Source organism: Halomonas sp. DP8Y7-1 (assembly GCF_019801685.1).
GTDB lineage: Bacteria > Pseudomonadota > Gammaproteobacteria > Pseudomonadales > Halomonadaceae > Halomonas > Halomonas litopenaei_A.
In genome coordinates this window covers 93,279-109,932 of sequence record NZ_JAHVIN010000001.1, presented here as the reverse complement: position 1 = coordinate 109,932, position 16,654 = coordinate 93,279, and the positions used below count along the sequence as shown (strand labels likewise).

Sequence of the window (16,654 nt, the reverse complement as noted above, 5' to 3'; positions counted from 1 at the left end):
CCATCTGGGGGCACACTCGCCTGTTGATCAAAAACCCTGTTGAAGGGAGCCCCATGCTACCCTGGCTATCCCCCTACCCGGTCGCCTTTCCCAGCGTCGAGACGGCCCTTGACGACCCCGACGGCTTGTTGGCTGCAGGGGGCGACCTGACCCCCGAATGGTTGATTGCCGCCTATCGTCGCGGCATCTTTCCTTGGTACAGCGATGACCAGCCCATCCTGTGGTGGAGTCCGAATCCTCGCATGGTACTGCGTCCCGACGAACTGCGCGTGCGTCGGAGTCTGGCCAAACGCGTCCGCAATGCAGGTTTTACTGTCACCGCCAATCGCGCCTTCACGTCGGTGGTTGCCGCCTGCGCTGCTCCCCGAGGTGGCGACCAGGATGGCACCTGGATCATCGACGAGATGCGCAGCGCCTATGACCAACTCCACCGCATGGGTGTGGCTCATTCGGTAGAAGTATGGCGTGACACCACTCTGGTAGGAGGGCTGTATGGTGTAGCACTTGGTCCTGTGTTCTTTGGCGAATCCATGTTCAGTCGCGAGGCTGACGCGTCCAAGATCGCCCTGGTCCATCTGGCACATGCGATGCAGCGGGGAGCCGGCAAGCTTATCGACTGCCAGATGCAGACCCCGCATCTGGCCAGCCTGGGCGCTAGAGGTATCGCCCGATCCGAGTTCATCGGCTATCTTGAGAAGTGGCTGGATGGCCTGGACACAGACGCTCTGGTCACGCCTGCGTGGTCCTTTGCTGACGTGGCTTGCGTCGACAACGTCTGACTCGGCGCTTGCCATCGCAGTGGGTGCATCGCCACGCCCCCCCTGCCGTTGGAATCATTGAGTTGAGATCATTGAGTTGAGGTCATTGCAGTTCAGACCACGGCAGTTCAGACCACGGCAGTTGAGAGCATTGCAGCGGGTCATGCCTTTGCCTGACGACCGACGAGACGCCATCCGACAGGGAGACGGCCGCCTTGAGCAGCAACACACCGCGGCAACCGGTCCGCGACCTGAGGTTTTTCCTCACGGTGCCACACGCTTGCAGCTACCTGCCAGAAAAAGAGGCGACCACGCTGTTCCTTGATCCCAAGGAATCGCCGGGGCCGAGTGTGTATGATGCGCTGACGCTGCTCGGCTTTCGGCGCAGCGGGCTTCACCTGTACCGCCCCCACTGCGAAGGCTGCCATGCCTGTGTCTCGGTGCGGATTCCTGTCGCGGAATTTCGTCCAAACAGGAGCCAGAAACGTTTGATGCGGCGCAATGCCGATCTGACCGTCGACGTGGTACCTGCCCGCTTCGACTCTTCCCACTATGATCTCTATGCGCGCTATATCTGCACTCGCCACCACGATGGCGACATGTTCCCCCCAAGCCATGAACAGTACCGCACCTTTCTGAGTCTCGACCAGCCTTATGCCCGACTGCTGGAGATGCGACTCGACGACAGGCTGGTGGCGGTCTCCGCCTTCGATGAACTCGGCCACGGCCTGTCAGCCATCTACACCTTCTTCGACCCCGAGCAGAGCCTCGAGAGGCGATCCCTTGGCACCCAGGCGGTGCTCACCCTGATCCAGATGGCGTCGGCGAAAGGGCTTGACCACGTATACCTAGGTTACTGGATCGAGGCGTGTCGCAAGATGAGCTACAAGAGCAACTTCACTCCCCTCGAAAGGCTGGACGGGCGCCTGTGGCGCCGGCTGGTACCTACCGAACACGGCTGAACGCCTGGCGCTGTACCGCCCTGAGTCGCGCCAGGGTCGCCACTGCTCACTCGATCCAGACAGCCTATGCTGCCAGCAACGACGGCATGCCAGTGACAGGGTAAACACCAAAGGCGTCAGACCTCAGTCTAGACATCTGCCGTTTTTTCAGGCAACTCACTTTGCCATCTGCCCCAGCATCCGGCAGAATATCGCGCTATCCTGACCAGAGTAACGGCAGTCGCGCCGCGCGGTCGGGCATCACTCTGTCTACACATGCGAGGATTCGCCTATATGGCACGCGAAGACCATATTGAAATGGAAGGCGTGGTCGTCGACACGCTTCCCAACACCATGTTCCGGGTCGAGCTGGAAAACGGCCACGTGGTCACCGCCCACATCTCGGGCAAGATGCGCAAGAACTACATCCGCATCCTGACCGGGGACAAGGTCAAGGTCGAGTTGACTCCCTATGACCTGTCCAAGGGTCGCATCGTATACCGTTCTCGTTGAGATCGGCCGGCGTCAGCGCTTTGCGTAGACGCCACTTGCCGGTATCGCGCCCGTCGGGCGTGCCCGCCTCGCCGGCAAGCGCAGCTCCCTGATATTCGGGTCAATGCCCATCGGCATTCGGCCCCTATCGCCCAGTGCTGGAGCACTCCTGACACTGGTGCTGGATAACACCGGAGCCTGGCGCAAACGCCGCCTGCTGCGCAGCCCACCCCTGCCACGATTTACGTAGCAGGGTGGCGCTTGGCGTCCGGAACTCGCCTGCGTTTTTAACACCCTGCCGCCTTGCTGCCCGGTCCCGTGGGCAAGCGAGCCAGCAGGCGATACCTACAAGAACGCCCTGTCATAAGACAGGGCGTCATCTCTTGCTTCAGCGGTGTCCTCAAGACTCGCTGCGGCCTAAACCAGAGAGCTCAGTCAGGGCGCATCGGCCAGCTCCACATCGGTGGAGAGATGCAACTCGCCACTTTCGAGGCTGACATGAACAACACCCCCGTGCTCAGCCAGATCTCCAAACAAGATCATCTCGGCCAAGGGCTTCTTCAGCTTCTCCTGAATCAACCTTGCCATCGGGCGAGCTCCCATGTCCGGGTCATAGCCCATGGTCGCAAGCCAATCTCTCGCCTCGTCATCGACTTCCAGCTGAACACGCTTTTCGTCTAGCTGAGCCTGCAGTTCCACCAGGAACTTGTCGACCACGTTGCGCACCACCGGCTTGGGCAACGCCGAGAACTGGATAATGCCGTCCAGGCGATTGCGGAATTCCGGTGTAAAGGTCTTGCGAATCGCCTCCATGGCATCGGTGGAGTGATCCTGGGTCTGGAAGCCGATGGAGCGGCGCGTCGCGATCTCCACACCCGCGTTGGATGTCATGATCAGGATGACGTGACGGAAGTCCGCCTCGCGACCATTGTTGTCGGTAAGACGCCCGTGATCCATCACCTGCAGCAGCAGATTGAACACTTCCGGATGTGCCTTCTCGATTTCATCCAGCAGCAGCACGCAATGGGGCTGTTTGGTCACTGCTTCTGTCAGCAGGCCGCCCTGGTCATACCCTACATAGCCGGGAGGTGCGCCGATAAGACGTGAAACGGTGTGCCGCTCCATGTACTCCGACATGTCGAAGCGCAGCAGCTCGACGCCCATGATGTGCGCCAGCTGGCGAGCCACCTCGGTCTTGCCCACTCCCGTCGGGCCAGCAAACAGGAAGCTGCCCACAGGCTTGTCAGGAGACTTGAGCCCAGCGCGAGAGAGCTTGATCGCCGCCGCCAGGCTATCGATGGCCTCATCCTGGCCGAACACCAGCATCTTGAGGTCGCGATCCAGATTCTCCAGCAGCTTGCGATCGGAGCTGGACACGCTCTTCGGCGGAATTCTAGCAATCGATGCGACTACCGCCTCGACCTGATCCACATCGATGGTATCGACACGCATCTCGGGCGGCAGCAAGCGCTGGTGAGCGCCCGCTTCGTCAATGACATCGATGGCCTTATCCGGCAGGAAGCGGTCGTTGATGTAACGGTCGGCCAAGCGGGCCGCACTGTCGAGCGCAGCGTCGGTGTACTTGAGCTGGTGATGCTCCTCGAAGCGCGAGCGCAAGCCCTTGAGGATCTTGATGGAGTCTTCCACCGAGGGAGCCAGGACGTCGACCTTCTGGAAACGACGCGCCAGCGCCCGGTCCTTCTCGAAGATACCGCGGAACTCCTGGAAGGTGGTCGAACCGATGCAGCGCAACTCGCCGGAAGACAGCAGAGGCTTAAGCAGGTTCGAGGCATCCATCACCCCGCCAGAGGCCGCCCCCGCGCCGATCACGGTATGAATCTCGTCGATGAACAGAATCGCGTTGGGCAACTTGCGCAATTCGGCCAGCAGGCTCTTCAGGCGCTTCTCGAAGTCACCGCGATACTTGGTACCCGCCAGCAGTGCGCCCATATCGAGGGAGTACACGACGGCATCCCCGATCACGTCGGGAACGTCCTCCTCGACGATGCGCTTGGCCAGGCCCTCGGCGATGGCTGTCTTGCCCACCCCGGCCTCGCCCACCAGCAGCGGATTGTTCTTGCGACGGCGTGCCAGAATCTGCACCACACGCTCAAGCTCGTGGTCGCGGCCGATCAGCGGATCGATCTTGCCCATACGCGCCTGTTCGTTGAGGTTGGTAGCAAACCCGGTCAACGGGTTGCCGCCGGCCTCGGTGCTGCCATCTTCAGCATCTTCTGCCTCCGGCGACGATGCCGCCGGGCTTTGACCGTGACCGGTCACCTTCGAAATACCGTGAGCGATATAGTTGACGGCGTCGACACGGGCCACGTTCTGCTGTTTCAGGAAGTAGACCGCCTGGCTCTCCTGCTCGGAGAAGATGGCCACCAGCACGTTGGCGCCCGTCACTTCGCTCTTGCCTGAAGACTGCACATGGAAGACCGCACGCTGCAGGACACGCTGGAACCCGAGGGTGGGCTGCGTCTCGCGCTCGGTCTGGTCTTCCGGAATCAGCGGCGTCGTGGAATTGATAAAGTCCTGCAGGTCAGACCGCAGCTTGTCGAGGTTAGCCCCGCAGGCACGCAGCACGTCTGATGCTGACGCATTATCCAGAAGTGCCAGCAGCAGGTGCTCCACGGTCATGAACTCGTGGCGCTTGGAGCGCGCCACGGTGAAGGCCGTGTTCAGGGTCAGTTCAAGTTCTTTGCTCAGCATGGCAGTCCCCTTCTCGCCGCCTAGGGCTTGCGTCGGATCTTTTATGGTCCGGCACCATCAACATCGGGTACAAATGGCGCCGTTGCAAGTTCTTCGTCAACGGAGGACGCGTCTCCGTTAACGCATGTGCCGCCTCATGCGCCCACATCACAGGCAGATCAGCGATTCTCAGGATTCCACCTAGTCCGCCGCTTCAATATCGCTCAGCAGAGGATGCTGACACTCCCTGGCATACTCGTTGACCTGGTGACTCTTGGTCTCGGCAATGTCGTGGGTAAAGACGCCACAGGTGGCTTTGCCATGGCTGTGCACTGTCAGCATGATCTGCACGGCCGTCTCGCTATCCAGGTGAAAGAACGTCCTGAGAACCTCCACCACAAACTCCATGGGGGTGAAGTCGTCATTATGCAAGACAACCTTATACATGGGTGGCTTGGCTAACTCAGGATCGGCTTCCTGAGTGGCCAGGTCACCGTCGTCCTGTTCGTCGGGCTCTCCCGGCGGACGCGTCATTCCTGCCACCGGCATCTGGATCCAGAGCGGATCCTCGTCTCTTGCGTTGAACATAGGCCTCACACTGTCAATCGGGTGCCCGCGCTCACCCGCGTCGAGCATTGGACGTCTGGGGCGCGGTAGGGTTCCCTCTCATTATCGGGAATCCCGACGCGGCTTTCACCCTCTACGCGGACAAAATGCAAAAGGCCCTCGCCGGCGAGGGCGAGGGCCTTGTCTGTCAGCACTGACAACGAGCAGGACGGCTCGTCGCTCGGTGCAGTCGCTTACATGTTGTCAGCGACAGCCTGACCGAACTCAGAGCACTTGAACAGCGTGGCATTTTCCATCAGGCGGTGGAAGTCATAAGTGACTTCACCCTTGCTGATGGCTTTCTCCATGCCTTTCAGCACCAGATCAGCAGCCTCGACCCAGCCCATGTGACGCAGCATCATCTCGGCAGACAGGATCAGCGAGCCCGGGTTGACCTTGTCCTGGCCAGCGTACTTCGGCGCAGTACCGTGAGTCGCTTCGAACATGGCAGTGGTGTCGGAGATGTTGGCGCCCGGAGCAATACCGATGCCGCCGACTTCAGCCGCCAGAGCGTCGGACAGGTAGTCACCGTTCAGGTTCAGGGTCGCGATGACGTCATATTCGGCCGGACGCAGCAGGATCTGCTGCAGCATCGCGTCAGCGATCACGTCCTTGACCACGATGTCCTTGCCGGTCTTCGGGTTCTTGAAGGTCATCCAGGGGCCGCCATCGAGGAGCTCAGCGCCAAACTCTTCCTTGGCCAGCTCATAGCCCCAATCCTTGAAGGCGCCTTCGGTGAACTTCATGATGTTGCCCTTGTGCACCAGGGTCAGCGACTCGCGGTCGTTGTCGATGGTGTACTGCAGGGCCTGGCGCACGAGACGCTTGGTGCCTTCCTCGGACACCGGCTTGACGCCAATGCCGCAACCCTCGGGGAAGCGGATGTTGGTCACGCCCATTTCCTCGCGCAGGAACTTGATGACCTTGTCGGCCTCAGCGGTACCCGCCTTCCACTCGATACCGGCATAGATATCTTCAGAGTTCTCGCGGAAGATAACCATGTCGACGTCAGCGGGCTTCTTGACCGGGCTAGGCACGCCTTCGAACCAGCGCACCGGACGCTGGCAGACATACAGGTCCAGCTTCTGGCGCAGTGCGACGTTCAAGGAGCGGATACCACCGCCCACCGGCGTGGTCAGCGGGCCCTTGATGGAAACGATGTATTCCTTGACCGCTTCCAGGGTTTCTTCCGGCAGCCAGGTGTCCGCGTCATAGACGTGGGTGGCCTTCTCGCCGGCGTAGACTTCCATCCAGTGGATCTTGCGCTCGCCGTTGTAGGCCTTCTGCACAGCGGCGTCGATGGCGATCTTCATCGCCGGGGTGACGTCGACACCGATACCATCACCCTCGATGAACGGGATGATCGGGTTGTTCGGCACATTCAGGCTGTTGTCGGCGTTAGCGGTGATCTTTTCGCCGCCCTCAGGGACGACAATTTTCTGGAAACCCATTGAGAACTCCCCTGTCAGGTCTATTCAGTGGAGCGCGGAGTATAGCATTACCCCCAGCGCCCGGAGTAGGCTTTGTCGACAATCTTTGCAAATGACCGCACGAGCCCCGTCAGACGGGCCTCGTCAGGACTACCGAGCCAGCCCATGAGTCAACTCTACCTGCTGCACAAGCCCTACCGCGTGCTGTCCCAGTTCACCGATGAGCAGGGACGCGATACGCTGGCGTCGCTCATCGATGTACCCGACATCTACCCTGCCGGACGTCTCGACTACGACTCGGAGGGGCTTTTGTTGCTCAGCGACGACGGTGAGTTGATTCATCGTATCAGCCACCCCCGCCACAAGCAGCCCAAGACGTACCGTGTGCTGGTTGAAGGACAGCCGGATCAGCGCGCTCTGGACGCCCTTGCAAAAGGCGTCACGCTCAAGGACGGACCGACCCGACCTGCCAAGGTACGACGCCTTGTCCACAGCGGCCTGCCGGAGCGTGAACCACCTCTCGACCCGAAACGCCATCCTGATACCTGCTGGCTGGAGCTGACCATCAGCGAAGGGCGAAACCGCCAGGTGCGCAGAATGACAGCACACGTCGGGTACCCCACACTTAGACTTGTACGGGTGGCCATTGGCCCATGGAACCTGGACGGGCTGGCGCCGGGGCAATGGCAGCGTCAGACGCTGCATGCACCCAAGCGCCCGAGAACCGCATCCCCAGCGAGGAGACGCCGATAATGCGATGGACCCCTTATGTGACCGTGGCCACCGTGGTCGAACGCGCTGGGCGCTTCTTGATGGTGGAAGAGGACCATGGCGGCCCTCATACCCTGTTCAATCAGCCCGCAGGCCATCTGGAACCCGGTGAGCGCATTCGCGATGGCGCACTGCGTGAAGTCGCCGAGGAGACCGCCTGGCGGGTGGGTATCACCGACTATCTGGGCATGTACGTGTATCAGACCAAGGACGGCAAGGCGTTTCACAGCCACGCGTTTCTGGGCATGGCACTGGCCCACCTGGGTACCGAGCTTGACCGCGATATCCACGCCATCCACTGGCTGACCCTGGAAGAAATCGAAGCACTGGATCGGGACGGACGTCTACGCAGCCCTCTGGTGCTTAAACGTATCCGCGATGCCCTGGCTGGCAAGACCTTTCCCATGGACGTGCTCCACGAGCGGTGAGGCTTCGGTTGAGCGCCGCATTTCGTGTATAATCTTCGCCCCTGCACCACCACCCCGAGAGTTGTTATGTCAGCGTCCAACGGCAAAGTCATCGTCGGCATGTCCGGCGGAGTCGATTCCTCCGTTTCCGCACTGCGCCTGATCGAACAGGGATATCAGGTAGAAGGTCTGTTCATGAAGAACTGGGACGAGGACGACGGCACCGAATACTGCACCGCCATGGAGGATCTGGCGGACGCCCAGGCCGTGTGCGAAAAACTCGACATCCCCCTGCATACCGCCAATTTTGCCGCTGAATACTGGGACAATGTGTTCGAGCACTTCCTGGCAGAGTACAAGGCTGGCCGCACGCCGAATCCGGATATCCTGTGCAACCGCGAGATCAAGTTCAAGGTGTTCCTTGATTACGCAGAGATGCTGGGAGCCGAGATGATCGCCACCGGCCACTATGTCCGCCGCGGTGAGCGCGATGGCCGTCCTCGCCTGCTGAAGGGCCTGGATGGCAACAAGGACCAGAGCTATTTTCTGCACGCGGTGCCGGAAGCGGCCATCGCCCGCACGCTGTTCCCTGTGGGCGAGATCGAAAAGCCGGAAGTTCGTGCCATTGCCGAGCGCCACGGTCTGGTCACCGCCAGGAAGAAGGACTCCACGGGCATCTGCTTCATCGGCGAACGACGCTTCGGCGATTTCCTCAAGCAGTATCTTCCGGCTCAGCCCGGCCGCATCGAGACACCTGATGGTGACGACATCGGCGAACATATGGGACTGATGTACTACACCCTGGGACAGCGTCAGGGGCTCGGTATCGGCGGCCTCGCCAACTACTCCGAGGACCCCTGGTACGTGGCTGGCAAGGATCTGGAGCGTAATGTCCTGGTGGCCGTGCAAGGCAAGCATCACTCTCTGCTCTACACCGACAGCCTGGCCACTGAAGCCATGGACTGGGTAGCCGGTCACGCTCCCTGCCAGCAGGGTCGCTTCACTGCCAAGACGCGCTACCGTCAGGAGGACGTGCCCTGCACGCTGACCAGCATGGCAGACGGCGGTGTCGAGGTGTACTTCGATGAGCCTCAACGCGCCGTGACACCCGGCCAGTCACTGGTCATCTACGACGGAGATGTCTGCCTCGGTGGCGGCGTCATCCGACACACCTGGAACGCCAAGGAGCGCGCGGCATGACCGATTCGGTACCTATTCACCGCGCGCCGGAATCCCCGGCTGCCCGCCAGGCCATTGCCATGGCGGGCGTGTTCCAGGCGGCTCATCTGGTGGATGACCTTGCCCGCACCGGCCAAGTGGACAGTCGCGCCTGGGACACTCAGATCAACGCCACCCTGGTGACCAACCCTCCCACCTTCGAATCGATCTACGGTGGACACCCGAACAACCTGCGGCTGGGCCTGGAGACGCTGGACGGCGTCCTGGGTCGCCGGCAGGCCAATCCGGTGGTGATGCGCTACGGCTTCAGCCTGATGCTGCTGATGAACAAGCTGCGCAACCAGCCCGCCATGATGGATGAGCTCGGCGCTCACCTGACCCGCATTCAGGGCCAGGCCGAACACTTCGGCCCCACCCACGAAAACGTGGTGGCTAGCCTCGGCGAGGCCTACCAGCAGACCCTGTCGACCTTCAAGAACCGCATCGTGGTCCAGGGCGACCCCTCCCTGCTGCAGAGCCGAATGATGCCCGAGCGAGTGCGGGCGTGCCTGCTGTCCGGCATCCGCTTCGGCCTGCTGTGGCACCAGCAGGGCGGGCGACGCTGGAAGCTGGTCTTCCAGCGAGGCAGCCTCAAGCGTGCCCTGGACTCGCTATAACGATATCGCTTCGACACTCTACCCTGTACCTACCCCACCGGAACCACACCATGCAACTCTCCGCACTGACCGCCCTCTCCCCCGTCGACGGCCGCTACGGCAGCAAGGCCGAATCCCTGCGCGAGCATTTCAGCGAATTTGGCCTGATTCGTGCCCGCGTCACCGTCGAGATCCGTTGGCTCGAGCGCCTCGCCGCTCACCCCCAGATCACCGAGGTGCCGGAATTGTCGGCCGCAGCCACCGCCTTCCTGGACGGCCTGGTAAAGAACTTCAGCGAAGCAGACGCTTCACGCATCAAGGACATCGAACGCACCACCAACCACGATGTGAAAGCGGTGGAGTACTGGATCAAGGAAGCGATCGCCGACAACGCAGAGCTGCATGCCGTCACCGAGTTCGTGCACTTCGCCTGCACCAGCGAGGACATCAACAACCTGTCCTACGGGGTAATGCTGCGCGATGGCCTGGACAGCCTGCTGCCCACCATGCGCCAGGTGGCCGACGAGGTTGCACGACTGGCAGCCGAGCACGCTGAAGTGCCGATGCTCTCGCGCACCCACGGCCAGACCGCCAGCCCCACGACGCTGGGCAAGGAAATGGCCAACGTGGCCTACCGTCTGCGTCGCCAGCTCAAGCAGATCGAAAGCGCCGAGGTGCTGGGCAAGATCAATGGTGCGGTCGGCAACTACAACGCCCATCTGGCGACCTACCCGGACATCGACTGGGAGGCCAATGCCCGCACCTTTGTCGAGGGCCTGGGTCTGACCTTCAACCCGTACACCACCCAGATCGAGCCTCACGACTATATCGCCGAGCTGTTCGATGCGGTCTGCCGATTCAACACCATCCTGATCGACTTTGACCGTGATGTCTGGGGCTACATCTCGCTGGGCTACTTCAAGCAGCGCACCGTGGCCGGCGAGATTGGCTCCTCGACCATGCCCCACAAGGTCAACCCGATCGACTTCGAGAATTCCGAAGGCAACCTGGGCCTGGCCAATGCCATTCTTGCTCACCTGGCCCAGAAACTGCCGATCTCCCGCTGGCAGCGGGACCTGACGGACTCCACCGTGCTGAGAAACCTCGGCGTCGGTCTGGCCTATGGCCTGATTGCCTACCAGGCGTCGCTCAAGGGCATCAGCAAGCTGGAAGCCAACCCCCAGCGCCTGGCAGAAGATCTCGACGCCAGCTGGGAAGTGCTGGCGGAGCCGATTCAGACCGTCATGCGTCGTTACGGCATTGAAAAGCCCTACGAAAAGCTCAAGGAACTGACCCGCGGCAAGCGCATCGATCAGGCCGGTTTCGCCGCCTTCATCGATGGCCTCGAGCTGCCGGAAGCCGTCAAGGCGGAGCTCAAGCAACTGACCCCAGGCAGCTACATCGGCAATGCCGTGGCACAGGCCCAGGCGCTGCCTCGCCACTGACCCGGCGGCGGCCTCACGCAGCGTCTGTTCGCGACGTTGCTGTGCTCGCGGCAGCTGTCAGACCCGTTCTCACCCCACCCTATGGTGGGGTGAGGCGTATTCAGTCCTTGCCCTTGCACTCATCACATGCTCGACTGCCCAGCGAGCCGCTTCTCACCATCATCAGGAATCATCATGTCAGCCGATACCCCTCTTACCCTGCTCGGCGGCCTGTCAGCCGCCGATTTTCTCCGGGACTACTGGCAGAAGGCGCCACTGCTGATTCGTGGCGCCTTCCCTGACTTCGACAACCCCCTGTCTCCCGATGAGTTGGCAGGACTAGCCTGTGAAGACAATGTCGAGGCGCGTCTGGTGGAAGAACAGGGCCCCGAGGGTGCCTGGCAGGTCAGCCACGGCCCCTTCGATGACCGTACCTTCGCACGCTTGCCGGAACACGACTGGACCCTGCTGGTGCAGGCGGTCGACCACTACGTGCCGGACGTCGCGGCGTTGCTGGAAGAGTTTTCTTTCCTGCCACGCTGGAGACTGGACGACATCATGGTCAGCTATGCCCCTCCCGGCGGGAGCGTGGGGCCCCACGTCGACCAGTACGATGTGTTTCTTGTCCAGGGCAGTGGTCAACGGCATTGGCAGCTGGGTGGCAAGGTGGCGGACGATGCACCGATCATCAAGGGCATCGATCTACGTATCCTCCAGACATTCGACATCGACCCCGACCACGATTGGGTACTGGAACCCGGTGATATGCTCTACCTGCCCCCGGGCTGGGCGCATCATGGCGTCAGCCAGTCGGATGACTGCATGACCTATTCCGTCGGCTTTCGAGCCCCGTCTGCCGATGAAGCGATCACCTCCTTTGCCGACTACCTGGGTGAGCAGCAGCCAGCGTCCAAGCGCTACAGCGATGCCGGCATGCCACCGTCCACGGATCCTGGAGAGCTCGACAGCGCCGCGCTGGAGCGCATGCGAGCGCTGATTCTCGACACCATTGACGACCCCGCTCAGCTGGCACAATGGTTTGGCCGGGTGATGACCCAGCCCAAGTATGTCGACCAGCTCGCCCCCAGCGACACGCCCACCCCTGAGGATGAGCTTGTCACTGCACTACAGGAAGGCGACATCCTGGTCACCGCGCCTGGCTCGCGCTTTGCCTGGCATGCCATCAGCGCCGACCGAGCAACCTTGTTCGCCGACGGCGACGGGATCGAATGCGATCTGGCGTTGGCGCAAGACATCGCAGGCCGTAACGAGTTCGATGCCAGCCTGCTGGATCACCCCGATGCCCCGCGGGTACTGGTCAAGCTGGTGGACGCCGGTAGCCTGGGCTGGCCTGTCACAGACGACGAATGGGACGAGGAGGAGGACCATGACTGAGGTCACCATACAGCACGGAGGCTGGGAGCAGCTTGGCGACGCTGCCAGCGAGATTCGCCACCGCGTATTCGTTATCGAGCAGAACGTTCCCCTGGAGGAGGAATGGGACGGTCGAGACCCACAATGCCTGCATTTTCTGGCCATCCGCGGTGAGCAGCCGCTGGGTACTGCCCGGTTGCTGCCGGACGGCCACATCGGTCGCGTCGCCGTCCTGGCCGAAGCCCGCGGACTCGGCGTTGGCGTTGCCCTGATGCGGGCAGCCATTGATGCCGCACGCGAACAACGCTTCAGCCAGGTCGAGCTCGCCGCCCAGACACAGGCGCTAGGCTTCTATGAAGCCCTTGGCTTTGTCGCGGAAGGCGAGGTCTTTCTCGATGCCGGAATACCGCATCGCAACATGACACTAACGCTCGCCACCTGATCCCTTCCCCACCCTGATACCTCAGGAAATTCGACTACAGGAATACCTCGCAATGACGCATTCCTGTAGTCGGACTACAACGTTGTATTACCCCAAGTACCAATAGCAAACCCTCATGCTGCTGGGCCATAGTCTGTTCCATGGCGCGGACGAAGGGCCGCTACAGGAAGGTAACTCGCCTACTTTGTAGTCATCCTGATCCGCCGCGCCGAAACGGGACCACGGCTGCAGTATCGTTCACTGGCTGGGTCGAAAAATACGACTACACTTCGCAGATGCAGCATAAGGCGGACAGCACTTCTGCTGCATGGCACTGAATCAGCACGACACCGATGCCAGCACTGGGCAACGACAGGACTGGCAGAGAGAACAGAGGCAGTGTGCTGCATGTGGCACCGCGATAGTCGCTTCATCACAACATCAGGACGGCCAGACCATGACCTTTCGTGAAGAACTGAAGACACTGACCCAGCTTCGTGAAGCCCAACGCGGCAAGTGGGACAACATCGACCCGCATAGCGCTGCCCGCATGCGCGTGCAGAATCGCTTTCGCACCGGCCTCGATATCGCTCGCTACACCGCCGCCATCATGCGTGAAGACATGGCCGCCTATGATGCTGACAGCGCCAACTACACCCAGTCCCTGGGCTGCTGGCATGGCTTCATCGGCCAGCAGAAGCTGATCTCCATCAAGAAGCACTTCGGCACGACCAAGCGTCGTTACCTCTACCTGTCCGGCTGGATGGTCGCCGCCCTGCGCAGCGAATTCGGACCTCTGCCCGACCAGTCCATGCACGAAAAGACCAGCGTCGCCGCCCTCATCGAGGAGCTCTACACCTTCCTGCGTCAAGCGGACACCTGGGAGCTCAACCACCTCTTCCGCGCCCTGGATGACGCCCAACAGGCCGGCGACGACGCCAAGGTCGAGGAGTTGACCCAGCAGATCGACAGCCACCAGACCCACGTGGTGCCGATCATCGCCGATATCGACGCCGGTTTCGGTAACGCTGAAGCGACCTACCTGCTGGCCAAGAAGATGATTGAAGCAGGCGCCTGCTGCATTCAGCTCGAGAACCAGGTGTCTGACGAGAAGCAGTGCGGACATCAGGACGGCAAGGTCACGGTGCCCCACGAGGACTTCATCGCCAAGATCAACGCCGTGCGCTACGCCTTCCTCGAACTGGGCGTCGATGATGGTGTCATCGTGGCCCGAACCGACTCTCTCGGTGCCGGTCTGACCCAGAAGATCGCAGTCACTCAGGAGCCTGGCGATCTTGGCGATCAGTACAACAGCTTCCTGGATGGCGATGAGATTGCCTCTGCCAGTGATATCGACAACGGCGACGTGGTCATCAAGCAGAACGGCAAACTGGTCAAGGTCAAGCGACTGGCGTCCGGCTTGTATCAGTTCAAGCCCGGCACCGGTGAAGACCGGGTCGTGCTGGACTGTATCACCAGCCTGCAAAACGGAGCCGACCTGCTGTGGATCGAGACCGAGAAACCCCACGTCGGGCAGATCGCCAGCATGGTCAACCGCATTCGCGAAGCGGTGCCCAATGCCAAGCTGGTCTACAACAATTCACCGTCCTTCAACTGGACGCTGAACTTCCGCCAGCAGGTCTTCGACGCCTGGGAGAGCGAAGGCAAGGATGTGTCTGCCTACGATCGCGCCGACCTGATGAATGCGCGCTACGACGAAACGGAGCTGGGTCAGCTGGCTGACGAGTGGACACGCAACTTCCAGCGTGATGCCTCCCGGGAAGCCGGTATCTTCCACCATCTCATAACGCTGCCGACGTACCACACAGCCGCGCTGTCCACCGACACGCTGGCCAAGGGCTACTTCGGTGACGAGGGGATGCTGGCCTACGTTGCCGGGGTGCAGCGTCGCGAAATTCGCGAGGGGATTGCCACCGTCAAGCATCAGGACATGGCCGGCTCCAACATTGGCGATGACCACAAGGAGTTCTTCCACGGTGATGCCGCACTCAAGGCTGGCGGCAAGGACAACACCATGAACCAGTTCGGCTAAAAAGCGGTAGATTGGGCTGCGGCGCCCCGGACTGCCAAGTGGCGGTTCGGGGCGCACTCGTCTGGGCGGACACACCGGCGGACGTGTCACCGGCGAACATTTTTCAGTGCCCTTTCGTCTCCCTGCTGCTTGAGATGCGCTGCACAGAGCTCCTTGCATCAACATCTCCTTGCATCAACGCTAGCCAAGGACAGGCGCGCCAGCACACTCTTGTTGTCAGGAAAGCGCCAGCACTGCGACATTACCTTATCGACGGCGAGTCACCGCTGGGGCGCTGTCGGCCCAACAAGCGTCGGGAGTGGCCCGGGAAGCGGGAACCAAAACCCTGTGATAGCTTCTAATGAGGCACTAGACTATTATCGAACAGCGTTTCGCAAGCCAAGGGCTACGCCACCATCCCGGGCAGGACGCCCTGCTGAGACGCAACTGCATTCAAGGAGAACACCCATGAAGATTACACTGCTGCCCGTCCTCGCCATCAGCGCTCTGACGCTGGCAGGCTGTACTGCCACCAACCAATACTCCGGCAACGTTTACTCAGGCAATCAGGCGCAGACAGCCCAGAATGTCCAGGTCGGCACCATCACCGCCCTGCGCCGCGTGCAGATTCAAGGCGACAGCGCTGCCAGTGGCATTCTCGGCACCGGCGGGGGTGCCATCATCGGTGGTCTTCTCGGCAACCAGGTCGGCGGAGGCTCCGGACGCACCATCGCCACTGCCGCGGGCGCCATCGGCGGTGCAGTCGCAGGTAACCAGATTGAAAAAGGCGTCAACCGCACCGATGCCTGGGAGATGGAGATTCGCAAGGACACTGGCCAGACCGTCGTCATCGTGCAGAAAGCAGATCAGGCCTTCCAGGTCGGTCAGCGCGTCCGCTTGATTGGCAGTGGTTCACGCCAGAGCGTTGCTCCTTACTGAGCCGACATGCTTGAGATGGCCTCCTCCCGCCATTAGACCAAGCCAATACACAAACACCCCATAGCGTCGCTATGGGGTGTTTGTGTATCTCGCGTGCGCTTGGCAGGCACTTCACCATCGACAGCCTAACGCCCCTTCCGCCGTCAGGGCGTCACAGAACTGGGTCAGTGCACCTTGCCCATGACCCAGCAGCCCAGCTTGCAGGCCACCAGAGCAATGACGCCAATCACCAGCAGGGTCATCAGCATATCGATGGGGAAGACGATAAAGGTAGCGCCCAGAACCGCCAGGGCCGGGCACCAGATCCAGCGATCGTCGTCGCTGCGCAGTACCGACGGCAACAGCCCGTCGAGCACGCACCCAAGCCCTTTCTCCCAGGACTTGATCATAACCGCCAGCAATACCGCAAAGGCCAGCACCCAGATAAGTAGCGATGTCATATCGTAGCTCCGCAAAAACAGCGTGGAAGGCAGGATGAAAAATCTCCCCTGAGGGTATCCCCACCATCGGCACTGCGCAACAGCACCATGGGTGGGCACCCGCGTGAATCCTGC

16 protein-coding genes are annotated in these 16,654 nt (G+C 61.2%); 12 read left to right on the top strand and 4 right to left on the bottom strand.

What is annotated here, in order from left to right:
• Positions 1–53 precede the first annotated feature (53 nt).
• The 3 genes from aat to infA all read left to right on the top strand — a co-directional run bounded on the left by aat (position 54) and on the right by infA (position 2,212).
• The gene (aat, locus tag KUV41_RS00455; protein WP_222239297.1) at positions 54–779 is read left to right on the top strand and encodes a leucyl/phenylalanyl-tRNA--protein transferase; all 726 of its coding nucleotides are present in this window, start codon (positions 54–56) and stop codon (positions 777–779) included.
• A gap of 194 nt (positions 780–973) precedes the next feature.
• Complete coding sequence (locus KUV41_RS00450) at positions 974–1,720, top strand: arginyltransferase (RefSeq protein ID WP_206944362.1); 747 nt, start codon at positions 974–976, stop codon at positions 1,718–1,720.
• 273 nt (positions 1,721–1,993) lie between these two features.
• The gene (gene infA, locus KUV41_RS00445) at positions 1,994–2,212 is read left to right on the top strand and encodes a translation initiation factor IF-1 (protein ID WP_013332816.1); all 219 of its coding nucleotides are present in this window, start codon (positions 1,994–1,996) and stop codon (positions 2,210–2,212) included.
• A 414-nt stretch (positions 2,213–2,626) separates the two neighbouring features.
• Here infA and clpA read toward each other — a convergent pair whose 3' ends face one another.
• From clpA to icd, 3 genes are all read right to left on the bottom strand, one after another.
• Positions 2,627–4,903 (bottom strand): ATP-dependent Clp protease ATP-binding subunit ClpA, encoded by a 2,277-nt coding sequence (clpA, locus tag KUV41_RS00440; RefSeq protein ID WP_222239296.1) that lies wholly within the window; start codon positions 4,901–4,903, stop codon positions 2,627–2,629.
• A 180-nt stretch (positions 4,904–5,083) separates the two neighbouring features.
• Positions 5,084–5,431, bottom strand: a complete 348-nt coding sequence (gene clpS / locus KUV41_RS00435; RefSeq protein ID WP_206944514.1) for an ATP-dependent Clp protease adapter ClpS — start codon at positions 5,429–5,431, stop codon at positions 5,084–5,086.
• Positions 5,432–5,682: 251 nt separating this feature from the next.
• Positions 5,683–6,939: an NADP-dependent isocitrate dehydrogenase gene (gene icd / locus KUV41_RS00430; RefSeq protein ID WP_206944366.1), complete on the bottom strand. Its 1,257-nt coding sequence runs from the start codon at positions 6,937–6,939 to the stop codon at positions 5,683–5,685.
• 144 nt (positions 6,940–7,083) lie between these two features.
• Here icd and KUV41_RS00425 point away from each other — a divergent pair, with 144 nt between their 5' ends.
• The 9 genes from KUV41_RS00425 (at position 7,084) to KUV41_RS00385 (ending at position 16,100) form a co-directional block, all read left to right on the top strand.
• Positions 7,084–7,671, top strand: coding sequence for a pseudouridine synthase (locus KUV41_RS00425; RefSeq protein ID WP_222164231.1), 588 nt, complete (start codon positions 7,084–7,086; stop codon positions 7,669–7,671).
• Positions 7,668–8,117 (top strand): NUDIX domain-containing protein, encoded by a 450-nt coding sequence (locus tag KUV41_RS00420; protein WP_206944515.1) that lies wholly within the window; start codon positions 7,668–7,670, stop codon positions 8,115–8,117. The genes KUV41_RS00425 and KUV41_RS00420 overlap by 4 nt, the downstream gene beginning before the upstream one ends.
• A 66-nt stretch (positions 8,118–8,183) precedes the next feature.
• Entirely contained in the window at positions 8,184–9,296 is a 1,113-nt protein-coding gene (gene mnmA / locus KUV41_RS00415) for a tRNA 2-thiouridine(34) synthase MnmA (protein ID WP_222483658.1), read from the top strand.
• Positions 9,293–9,931: a high frequency lysogenization protein HflD gene (gene hflD, locus KUV41_RS00410; RefSeq protein WP_206944372.1), complete on the top strand. Its 639-nt coding sequence runs from the start codon at positions 9,293–9,295 to the stop codon at positions 9,929–9,931. Before mnmA ends, hflD begins: the two co-directional genes overlap by 4 nt.
• Before the next feature lie 50 nt (positions 9,932–9,981).
• A complete protein-coding gene (gene purB, locus KUV41_RS00405; RefSeq protein WP_222164233.1) occupies positions 9,982–11,355 on the top strand; it encodes an adenylosuccinate lyase in 1,374 nt (457 codons plus the stop codon).
• Positions 11,356–11,529: 174 nt separating this feature from the next.
• Complete coding sequence (locus tag KUV41_RS00400) at positions 11,530–12,729, top strand: cupin domain-containing protein (RefSeq protein ID WP_222483656.1); 1,200 nt, start codon at positions 11,530–11,532, stop codon at positions 12,727–12,729.
• Positions 12,722–13,150, top strand: a complete 429-nt coding sequence (locus KUV41_RS00395; RefSeq protein ID WP_222483654.1) for a GNAT family N-acetyltransferase — start codon at positions 12,722–12,724, stop codon at positions 13,148–13,150. The genes KUV41_RS00400 and KUV41_RS00395 overlap by 8 nt, the downstream gene beginning before the upstream one ends.
• Positions 13,151–13,586: 436 nt before the next feature.
• Positions 13,587–15,182, top strand: coding sequence for an isocitrate lyase (locus KUV41_RS00390; RefSeq protein WP_206944379.1), 1,596 nt, complete (start codon positions 13,587–13,589; stop codon positions 15,180–15,182).
• 447 nt (positions 15,183–15,629) lie between these two features.
• The gene (locus tag KUV41_RS00385; protein ID WP_222164235.1) at positions 15,630–16,100 is read left to right on the top strand and encodes a glycine zipper 2TM domain-containing protein; all 471 of its coding nucleotides are present in this window, start codon (positions 15,630–15,632) and stop codon (positions 16,098–16,100) included.
• 164 nt (positions 16,101–16,264) lie between these two features.
• Here the strand turns inward: KUV41_RS00385 and KUV41_RS00380 are convergent, their stop codons facing one another.
• Positions 16,265–16,540 (bottom strand): hypothetical protein, encoded by a 276-nt coding sequence (locus tag KUV41_RS00380; protein WP_206944381.1) that lies wholly within the window; start codon positions 16,538–16,540, stop codon positions 16,265–16,267.
• Positions 16,541–16,654 lie beyond the last annotated feature (114 nt).